The sequence below is a fragment of the Allobosea sp. GW821-FHT10B12 genome, from assembly GCF_059415545.1.
In genome coordinates this window covers 54,625-64,239 of sequence record NZ_JBWKNL010000003.1, presented here as the reverse complement: position 1 = coordinate 64,239, position 9,615 = coordinate 54,625, and the positions used below count along the sequence as shown (strand labels likewise).

9 protein-coding genes are annotated in these 9,615 nt (G+C 66.8%); 8 read left to right on the top strand and 1 reads right to left on the bottom strand.

Annotated features, from left to right (window positions below):
* The first annotated feature begins 14 nt into the window (after positions 1 to 14).
* The 3 genes from AC07O0_RS10075 (at position 15) to AC07O0_RS10065 (ending at position 3,575) form a co-directional block, all read left to right on the top strand.
* Positions 15 to 1,556: a Do family serine endopeptidase gene (locus AC07O0_RS10075; protein WP_494622517.1), complete on the top strand. Its 1,542-nt coding sequence runs from the start codon at positions 15 to 17 to the stop codon at positions 1,554 to 1,556.
* Between the two features lie 178 nt (positions 1,557 to 1,734).
* A complete protein-coding gene (locus AC07O0_RS10070) occupies positions 1,735 to 2,778 on the top strand; it encodes a hypothetical protein (protein ID WP_494622515.1) in 1,044 nt (347 codons plus the stop codon).
* Positions 2,779 to 3,233: 455 nt separating this feature from the next.
* On the top strand, positions 3,234 to 3,575 hold the full coding sequence (locus AC07O0_RS10065; protein WP_494622513.1) for a DHCW motif cupin fold protein: 342 nt from the start codon (positions 3,234 to 3,236) through the stop codon (positions 3,573 to 3,575).
* 3 nt (positions 3,576 to 3,578) lie between these two features.
* On the opposite strand, the gene serB is transcribed toward AC07O0_RS10065, so the two are convergent.
* Positions 3,579 to 4,469: a phosphoserine phosphatase SerB gene (serB, locus tag AC07O0_RS10060; RefSeq protein ID WP_494622511.1), complete on the bottom strand. Its 891-nt coding sequence runs from the start codon at positions 4,467 to 4,469 to the stop codon at positions 3,579 to 3,581.
* On the opposite strand from serB, the gene miaA reads away from it, so the two are divergent.
* From miaA to ilvN, 5 genes are all read left to right on the top strand, one after another.
* Positions 4,437 to 5,432: a tRNA (adenosine(37)-N6)-dimethylallyltransferase MiaA gene (gene miaA, locus AC07O0_RS10055; protein WP_494622509.1), complete on the top strand. Its 996-nt coding sequence runs from the start codon at positions 4,437 to 4,439 to the stop codon at positions 5,430 to 5,432. The two genes, serB and miaA, sit on opposite strands and share 33 nt — an antisense overlap.
* Before the next feature lie 210 nt (positions 5,433 to 5,642).
* Positions 5,643 to 7,406 carry an acetolactate synthase 3 large subunit gene (locus AC07O0_RS10050; RefSeq protein ID WP_494622507.1) on the top strand — a complete coding sequence of 588 codons (1,764 nt, stop codon included), beginning with the start codon at positions 5,643 to 5,645 and terminating at the stop codon, positions 7,404 to 7,406.
* A gap of 138 nt (positions 7,407 to 7,544) precedes the next feature.
* Entirely contained in the window at positions 7,545 to 8,252 is a 708-nt protein-coding gene (locus AC07O0_RS10045) for an aspartate/glutamate racemase family protein (RefSeq protein WP_494622505.1), read from the top strand.
* A 103-nt stretch (positions 8,253 to 8,355) separates the two neighbouring features.
* Positions 8,356 to 9,069 carry a glutathione S-transferase family protein gene (locus AC07O0_RS10040; RefSeq protein WP_494622503.1) on the top strand — a complete coding sequence of 238 codons (714 nt, stop codon included), beginning with the start codon at positions 8,356 to 8,358 and terminating at the stop codon, positions 9,067 to 9,069.
* Complete coding sequence (gene ilvN, locus AC07O0_RS10035) at positions 9,066 to 9,602, top strand: acetolactate synthase small subunit (RefSeq protein WP_110489027.1); 537 nt, start codon at positions 9,066 to 9,068, stop codon at positions 9,600 to 9,602. Before AC07O0_RS10040 ends, ilvN begins: the two co-directional genes overlap by 4 nt.
* Positions 9,603 to 9,615: the final 13 nt, after the last annotated feature.

Here is a 9,615-nt window from a genome sequence, read left to right as displayed (position 1 = left end):
TCATGAGGACATCGATGGCACTCACACATTCCCACGCCTACCGTCTGGCGCGGATCGCGACTGTCGCCGGCATGGCGCTCGCGACGGTGCCTGCCTTCGGCCAGGCGACGCCGGCGCCCGGCAACGTCCAGGCCGCGCCGCAGGCCCATGGCGCCACGATCTCGCTGGCGGACCTCGCCGAGCGCGTGATGCCGGCGGTGGTGAACATTGCGGCGGTGACGACCAGCGACACCCGCGGCCGCAACCTGCCGCAGCTGCCGCAGCTCGGTCCCGACACCCCGTTCGGTGATCTGTTCGAGGAATTCTTCAACCGCCGCGGCCGTGGTGGCGAGCAGGGGCAGCAAGGCGAGCGTCAGGCGCCGCAGCAGCGCCGCTCGCAATCGGCAGGCTCGGGCTTCGTGGTCGACCCGTCAGGTCTGGTCGTGACCAACAACCACGTCATCGGCGACGCCAACGAGATCACCGTCGTGTTCAGCGACGGCTTGCGCCTCAAGGCCGAGGTCGTCGGCAAGGACACCAAGGTCGACCTCGCTCTGCTTCGTGTGAAGCACGACAAGCCGCTGCCCTTCGTCAAGTTCGGCGACTCGGACAAGGCCCGCATCGGCGATCCGGTGATGGCGATCGGCAATCCGTTCGGCCTCGGCGGTTCGGTCTCGTCGGGCATCGTCTCGGCCCGGAACCGCGACATCAACCAGGGTCCCTACGACACCTACATCCAGACCGACGCGGCCATCAACAAGGGCAATTCCGGCGGCCCGCTGTTCAACATGGCCGGTGAGGTGATCGGCATCAACACCGCGATCCTGTCGCCGACCGGCGGCTCGGTCGGTATCGGCTTCGCCGTGCCGTCGTCGCTCGCGACCAACATCGTCGACCAGTTGCGCGAGTTCGGCGAGACCCGTCGCGGCTGGCTCGGCGTGCGCATCCAGAACGTCGATGACGCTGCCGCAGAGGCGCTCGGCCTCGGCACGGCCCGCGGCGCTCTGATCGCCGGCATCGACGAGAAGGGCCCGGCCAAGCCGGCCGGCCTCGAGATCGGCGACGTGATCGTCAAGTTCGACGGCAAGGACGTGAAGGATTCGCGCGAGCTGCCGCGTATCGTCGCCGCCACCCCGGTCGGCAAGGACGTGCCGGTCCAGGTGATGCGCAAGGGCAAGGAGCTCGCCAAAACGGTCAAGCTCGCCCGGCTCGAGGATGGCGAGAAGGTCCAGCAGGCCTCGGCGAACAAGCCTTCGGGCGAGACTGCCAAGCCGGTGACCGCCTCTGCGCTCGGCCTCGAGTTCTCGGCCCAGAACGAGGAGCTGCGCAAGCGCTACTCGATCAAGGACGGGCTCAAGGGTGTCGTGATCACCAAGGTCGACGCCAACTCCAACGCCGCCGACAAGCGCATCCTGGTCGGCGAGCTGGTGGTCGAGGTCGGCCAGGAGCCGGTGAACTCGCCGGAGGACGTCACCAAGCGGCTCGACGCCTTGAAGAAGGAGGGCAAGAAGTCGGCCCTGCTGCTGGTCTCGAACGGCCAGGGCGAGGTCCGCTTCGTCGCGGTGACGATGAGCTGACGCCCCACTTTTTTGCTGCCCGTCTCGAAAGGCGCTCCGCGAGGAGCGCCTTTTTTGCTTGCACGGCGCAGTTGCAATCACCGCTGCTTGGTGGTTCAGTCGACGGCGCTGACGGTAGGTCAGGTGGGCCCTGCCGGTGCCTTGTCTTGGGTCATCCCGCCGTACGGGATTGCGCTCAATGCCGCTCGGGATCGATTGGCGGGGATGGCTTGACCGGCTGAAGGCTGCGCTCGCAAGCCTGTTTTCCTGGCTGCGAGGCGGCGCCGTCAGTCGCTATCGCCAGGCTTTTCTGGTCCTCGCCCTGGCGTTCCTGCTCGTCGTAGCCTTCCGGGTCCTGAGCCAGCGCAGCCTCGACCTCGACGAGACCGAGCTCGCCGAAGTCTGGAACGCCAGCATCGCGAGACTCGGTATCTCGCCGGTTTTCCCGCCGGCCGAGGACATCCGCGTCGGCGACGTCTGGGCTGTCGTGGCCGGAGCGGAAGACAGGCCGCTACTCGGGCGGGGCGTTCGCATCGGTCATATCGACCTGCGCACAGATATCGCCCGGGAAGCGGCGGGGCGGCCTGTGTTCGCCGCCACGGCCGAGGCCAAACCCGGACAGCCGGCCAGGGGGCAGTCGGAGCTCGAGGATGCAGGAAATGGCGATGGCCGGCTCCGGCTTTCGCTTGCGGCCTTTCCCGGAGTCACCATCACACGCAGCCTGAGGGGAGGCGGTCAGGCTGCTGCCTTCTGGACGGCGCTGGGTTTCGGCGAGAGCCAGTCCGATATCGAGGAGTTGCGGATTCCCGTGGCCGAAACCTACGGCGTTTCGGCACCCGTCGCCGGCGGCAGGCTAAGCGAGTGGTGCGGCGCCGAAGCGACCAGGCTCTATTGCCGCGACGAATTCATCCGACGCGTGATGGCATACTCCGTCGGCGACATCGTGCTCGCCACGCGAGAAGGCGCCTATCAGGTGAAGCTGCAGCTGCGCCTGATCAACCAGGTGTTCATGACACGCGAGATCAAGCAGAAGCGCGGGCGCGACGTAGCGCAGGCCGTGGCACTCGGCCAGGCGGCCGAGCGGCCCGCCGGAGAGACCACTGCACCATCCGTCGCGTATGGTCGCACCAGCAGCGACAGCGCTCAGCTCGACCAGGTCTTCAGTCGGCCGGTCGTATTCGGCTTCCGCGCAATCTCGATCGCGATCCCGGCATCGCAGCCGAGAGAGGAGGGCACTCCGTGAGACCTGCCATCCTGATCGTTCTGCTGAGCGTCCTGCCGGTTTCAGCCGGGCGGGCTCAGGAGGGTGAGGCCAAGCTGCCAGCCCCGCCGCCCCGCCTGGTGCTGCCCCCAGAGGCAGATGCTGCGAAACCGCAAAGCGGAGCGGATCAATGCGTGCCACAACCCACCTGCCGCATATTCTTCCTGCCGTTTCCACCGGCTGCGCCCGGTGGGGGGCTCAAGGCCTATGGCCAGAAACCCGGCGATCCGAAGATCCAGGAATGGGCTGGGCCCGGTCCAGTGGATCCCCGCTCGTTCAAGCTCCCGCGAGATCCAGGCTGGACCACTTAGCGGCAACTGTTTCGGCACCGTGCATCAGGGCGCCGAATGAGTGCGATCAGTTCCGCGCGTTGGTTCGCGAACGGCAGCCGTGGCAGCATCTCGCGCAGGTCCTGACGACCGGCGGAGCTGCTTTCCATGCGCATGAGCGAGATTCCCTTCGGCACGACCGACTGGTCTTCGGTCGAACCGGAGCATTTTCCCGGTGAAGAGGGCCGGGCGACTTGGCGCACGAGGCGCTTCGGGCCAGCGGACAATCCGATCCGCGTCAGGATGGTCGAATATTCGCCGGGCTATGTCTCGGACCATTGGTGCGAGAAGGGGCACATCCTGCTCTGCCTCGATGGCGAGCTCGAGACGACGCTGGCCGATGGCCGGGTCATGCTGTTGCGGGCCGGGATGAGCTATCAGGTTGCCGACAATGCCGAGCCACATCGCTCGCGCGCACCGCAGGGCGCGCGGCTGTTCATCGTTGACTGAACTTCAGTCTCTGACGATCTCGTCGCCGCGATAGCCCTGGGCGTAGAGCAAAGCGGTGAGGTCGGCATGATCCAGGCGGGCATCGGCGGCAGCCGCGACCGCCGGCTTGGCGCGATAGGCGACGCCGAGCCCGGCCTCATCAAGCATGGCGAGATCGTTGGCGCCGTCGCCGACGGCGAGTGTCACCTCGTTCGGCAGGTTGAAGCGGGCGCGCAATTCGATCAGCGCATCGAGCTTGGCCTGCTTGCCGAGGATCGGCTCGGCGACTAGCCCCGAGAGCAGGGTGCCTTCGCTCAGCAGGGTGTTGGAGCGGTGCTCGTCGAAGCCGATGGTGCGGCTGATCGGACCGGTGAAGACGGTGAAGCCTCCCGAGACCAGCGCGGTGTAGCCGCCATGGGCACGCATGGTGCGCACCAGCGCGCTGCCACCCGGCGTCAGCGTGATGTTGCTGGCGATGATCTCGTCGACGACGCCGAGTGCGATGCCTTTCAATAGGCCGACGCGCTCGCGCAGCGCCGGCTCGAATTCGAGCTCGCCACGCATGGCGCGCTCGGTGATGTCGGAGACCTTCTCCTTCAGGCCGACATAGGCGGCGAGTTCGTCGATGCACTCCTGCCCGATCATGGTCGAATCCATGTCGGCGAGGAACAGGCGCTTGCGGCGGGTGGCGGCAGGCTGGACGATGATGTCGACGGGAGCGCCGCCCAGTGCCTCGCGCAGAACCGCTTCTAGCTTGCGCGCATCGTCCGCTTCCGCGAAGAGGTCGGCCGCGATCTCTCCGTCCACGCGCTCGACTGTCGCCGGAGCGGGCGCGGCGGCGCGCAAGCGGGCGAGCAGGCCATCGTCGAGCAGGGCCTGACCATGGGCGGAGACGAAGGTGGCGACGAGCGTCATGAAGGAGCCGGAAGCGAAGTGAGATACAGCGCGGTGCTCATCGCAGGTCCGACCGCGAGCGGCAAGTCGGCGCTGGCGGTCGAACTCGCCCGCCGTTTCGGCGGCGTCGTGGTCAATGCCGACTCGATGCAGGTCTATCGCGACCTCCAGGTCATCACCGCCCGGCCGACGCCGGAGGAGATGGGCGAAGTGCCGCATCGTCTCTACGGCCATATCGACGGCGCGGTGAACCATTCCGCCGCGGCCTATGCGGCCGAGGTCACAGCGCTATTGCAGGAGCTGGCGGGGCAGGGCGCCCTGCCGGTGCTGGTCGGCGGCACCGGACTCTATTTCAAGGCGTTGACCGAGGGGCTTTCGGACATCCCACCGGTGCCCGAGGAGGTTCGCATCGCCTTCCGGGCCCGGGCAGAGCAGCGCGAGACGAATGAGTTACATGCCGAGCTCTCCGGCAAGGACCCGGAGATGGCAGCGCGCCTGCGGCCGAGCGATCGCTTGCGGGTGATGCGGGCGCTGGAGGTGTTCGAGGCAACCGGACGCTCGCTGGCGAGCTTCCAGGGTTCGAGGCGACCGGGGCCGCTGGCTGGGCAGGAGTTGCTCAAGCTCTTCCTCGCGCCGGAGCGGGAGCTGGTGCGCGCCCGGATCGATCAGCGCTTCGACGTGATGATGGGCCAAGGCGCGCTCGACGAGGTCGCGGCCCTGCGCGAGCGTCGGCTCGATCCTCTGCTGCCGGTGATGCGCGCCCATGGCGTGCCGGGGCTGATCGCCTATCTCGATGGCCGGCTTTCGCTGGAGGAAGCGGTGGCACGCGGCAAAGCTGACACCCGCGCGTATGCCAAGCGGCAGATGACCTGGTTCCGCCACCAGATGGAGGGCTGGACAGCGGCTGCACCGGAAGCGGCGCTGGATGTCGCACTGGCCGCTTGCGCCGACAGGCCCTCGCTTGCCGGCTCTAATCCCGCTTGACCATGCGGCGCTGCTCGTCTAGCGTCCGGCAACTTTCGTTTCGACAGGGCTGCGACATGCGCAAGCTTATTATCGTACAGGTGCGCTGGTAGGGGCCGGTTTAACAACCGGGCGTCCCCGACGCCAGCGCACGCCCAGGCCCCTCCGAGGGCCTTTTTTATTGCCTTTTTCCGACCGACACTGACAGACAGACCTCCGCAGGAGACCGTTATGAGCGAGATGATGACCGGCGCCGAGATGGTCGTTCGCGCCCTCCAGGACCAGGGCGTGGAGCATCTCTTCGGCTATCCCGGCGGCGCCGTGCTGCCGATCTACGATGCGATCTTCCAGCAGGATAAGGTCAAGCACGTGCTCGTCCGCCACGAGCAGGGCGCTGTCCATGCCGCCGAGGGCTATGCCCGCTCGGCACCGGGCAAGGTCGGTTGCGTGCTCGTCACCTCCGGCCCCGGCGCGACCAACGCGGTCACCGGCCTGACCGACGCGCTGCTGGATTCGATCCCGCTCGTCGTCATCACCGGCCAGGTCCCGACGCATCTGATCGGCTCGGACGCCTTCCAGGAATGCGATACGGTCGGCATCACCCGCTCCTGCACCAAGCACAACTATCTGGTGAAGAGCATCGCCGACCTGCCGCGCGTTCTGCACGAGGCCTTCTATGTCGCCGCCAATGGCCGGCCGGGCCCGGTCGTGGTCGACATCCCCAAGGATATCCAGTTCGCGACCGGCGCCTATAGCCGCCCGCGCGACAACCAGCACAAGACCTATCGTCCGACGGTCAAGGGTGACCTGAACAAGATCAAGGCAGCCGTCGAGCTGATCGCCAAGGCGAAGAAGCCGGTGTTCTACACCGGCGGCGGCGTCATCAACGCCGGCCCGCACGCCTCGGCGCTGCTGCGCGAGCTGGCGCGTCTGACCGGTTACCCGGTGACCTCGACGCTGATGGGGCTGGGCGCCTTCCCGGCCGCGGACCGGCAGTGGCTCGGCATGCTCGGCATGCACGGCACCTACGAGGCGAACCTCGCCATGCATGACTGCGACGTCATGATCAACATCGGCGCGCGCTTCGACGACCGCATCACGGGGCGGCTCGACGCCTTCTCGCCGCGCTCGAAGAAGATCCACATCGACATCGACCCGTCCTCGATCAACAAGAACGTCAAGGTCGATATCGGCATCGTGGGCGATTGCGCCCATGTGCTCGAGGACATGGTCCGGATCTGGCGCGAGACCTCGCCGCAGATCGACAAGACCGCGCTCACCGCCTGGTGGACGCAAATCGACGCCTGGCGGGCGCGCAACAGCCTCGGCTACAAGCGCTCGGACACGATCATCAAGCCGCAATATGCGCTGGAGCGCCTCTATGCGCTGACCAAGGATCGCGACACCTACATCACGACCGAGGTCGGCCAGCACCAGATGTGGGCGGCGCAGTATCTGCATTTCCAGGAGCCGAACCGCTGGATGACCTCGGGCGGCCTCGGCACGATGGGCTACGGCCTGCCGGCGGCGATCGGCGTGCAGATGAAGCATCCCAAGGCTCTGGTCATCGACGTTGCCGGCGAGGCCTCGATCCTGATGAACATGCAGGAGATGTCGACGGCGGTGCAGTACCGGCTGCCGGTCAAGATCTTCATCCTCAACAACGAGTACATGGGCATGGTGCGCCAGTGGCAGGAACTGCTGCATGGCGGGCGCTATTCGGAGAGCTACTCGGCCTCGCTGCCGGACTTCGTCAAGCTGGCGGAGGCCTATGGCGGGCACGGCATCCGCTGCTCCGACCCGGCCGATCTCGACCGCGCCATCATGGAGATGATCGAGACGCCCGGCCCGGTGATCTTCGACTGCCTGGTGGCGAAGGAAGAGAACTGCTTCCCGATGATCCCATCGGGCAAGGCGCATAACGAGATGATCCTGCCCGATTTCGAGGGCGACACCGGCGAGATCATCGACGCCAAGGGCAAGCAGCTGGTTTGATAGGGCATCGTCATGCTCGGGCTTGACCCGAGCATCTCGAACAGTGGGAGGCGCCGGCCGGCGCCTTCTCGTCGGGAGATTCTCGGGTCTGCACTTCGCTTCGCCCGAGAATGACGGCATCGGCTTCAGGGGGACCACATGGCGACCATCGGCCTGATTGGCGGAATGAGCTGGGAATCGACGGCGGTCTATTACCGGCTGCTGAACGAGGGCGTGCGGGCGCGCCAGGGCGGGTTGCACTCGGCCGACGTCCTGCTGCATTCCGTCGACTTCTCGCCGATCGCCGAAATGCAGGCGAAGGGCGACTGGGACCGCGCCGGAGCGGCGATGGCGTCGAGCGCGCGCCGGCTCGAGCAGGGCGGCGCGGTCTGCATCGTCCTCGCCACCAATACCATGCACAAGCTCGCCGACCATATCACCCAGGCGACGAACCTGCCCTTCCTGCATCTCGCCGACGTCACAGCCAAGGCGATCCGCAAGACCGCGGCGCGCCGGCCGCTGCTGCTGGCGACGCGCTTCACCATGGAGCAGCGCTTCTATCGCGACCGGCTCGGTGCCTTCGGCGTCGAGGCGCTGGTGCCGGACGAGGCGGAGCGGACCGACGTTCACCGCATCATCTATGAGGAGCTCTGCCGCGGGCAGGTTTCGCCGGCGTCGAAGGCGCGCTATCGCGAGATCGTCGCCAAGGCGGTGAAGGAGCAGGGCGCCGATGGCGTCATCCTCGGCTGCACCGAGATCGGCCTTTTGGTCTCGCAGGCCGATTTCGACATCCCGGCCTTCGACACCACGGCGCTGCATGTCGAGGCGGCGCTCGATTTCACGCTGGCGATGGAGCAGGCGGCGTGACCAGGCGATCGCTGCTCATCATGAGTGAGATCACGAAAAGGCGCGGGATCGTCGTCACGTGCGCCGCTAGCGTCCGTGCTCCCTTCGACGGACGGAGCGCGCCATGAAGCTGATCATCGCCAACAAGACCCATTCTTCCTGGTCGCTGCGGCCTTGGCTCGTGCTCAAGCAGTTCGGCATCCCCTTCGAGGAGATCCTGATCCCGTTCGGGCCGACCATGGACGATCCCGGCTGGAAGCGCGCCGTCGCAGAATACACGCCTGCCCGCAAGGTTCCTTCGCTGGTCGACGGCGCGATCGCGGTCTGGGATTCGCTCGCCATCATCGAATACATCGCCGAGACCCATCCGGAGCTGCCGATCTGGCCGCGCGACAAGGCGGCACGGGCGCTGGCTCGCTCGATCTCGGCGGAGATGCACTCCAGTTTCACTGCGCTACGCGGCGCCTGCCCGATGAATCTCGCCTGGGTCCACCCGGCGCGCGACCGCGGCGAGGCGGTCGCGGCCGATGTCGCGCGCATCACCGAGATCTGGCGCGATGCCCGTCAGCGCTTCGGGGCGAACGGTCCGTTCCTGTTCGGCGAGTTCAGCGCGGCCGACGCAATGTTCGCGCCTGTCACCACCCGCTTCACCACCTATTCGATCGCACTCGACCCCGTCAGCGCTGCCTATGTCGCGGCCGTACAGGGCACTGCTGGCTTCCAGGCCTGGCGCGACGCCGCGCTGGCCGAGCCCTGGATCGTATCCGAAGACGAAGTCGACGAGCCGATCCAGACCGATTTCCGCCCGAATCTCAGCCGAAGCCGAGCCCAGACATGAACACGACGCATTACCCAAGCGCCCCGACTGCCCAGCCGATCGCCCGCCATACGCTGGCGGTGATCGTCGACAACGAGCCGGGCGTTCTCGCCCGCATCGCCGGCCTGTTCTCCGGCCGCGGCTACAACATCGAGAGCCTCACCGTCTCGGAGACCGAGCACGAGAAGCACCTCTCGCGCATTACCGTCGTCACCTCCGGCACGGCGAATGTGATCGACCAGATCAAGGCGCATCTCGACCGGCTGGTGCCGGTGCATCGCGTCGTCGACCTGACCTTGCAGGGCGAGGCGATCGAGCGCGAGCTCTGCCTGGTCAAGGTCGTCGGCAAGGGCGACTACCGCGTCGAGGCGATGCGACTCGCCGCCTCCTTCGGCGCGCGCACGCTCGATGCGACGCTGACCTCCTTCGTCTTCGAGCTCACTGGCGCGACCGAGGAGATTGAGCGTTTCATCAAGCTGATGACCGTGGTCGGCCTCACCGAGGTCTCGCGTACCGGCATCGCGGCGATGAGCCGTGGCGCAGAGGCGATGTGAGCCGATAAGCTGA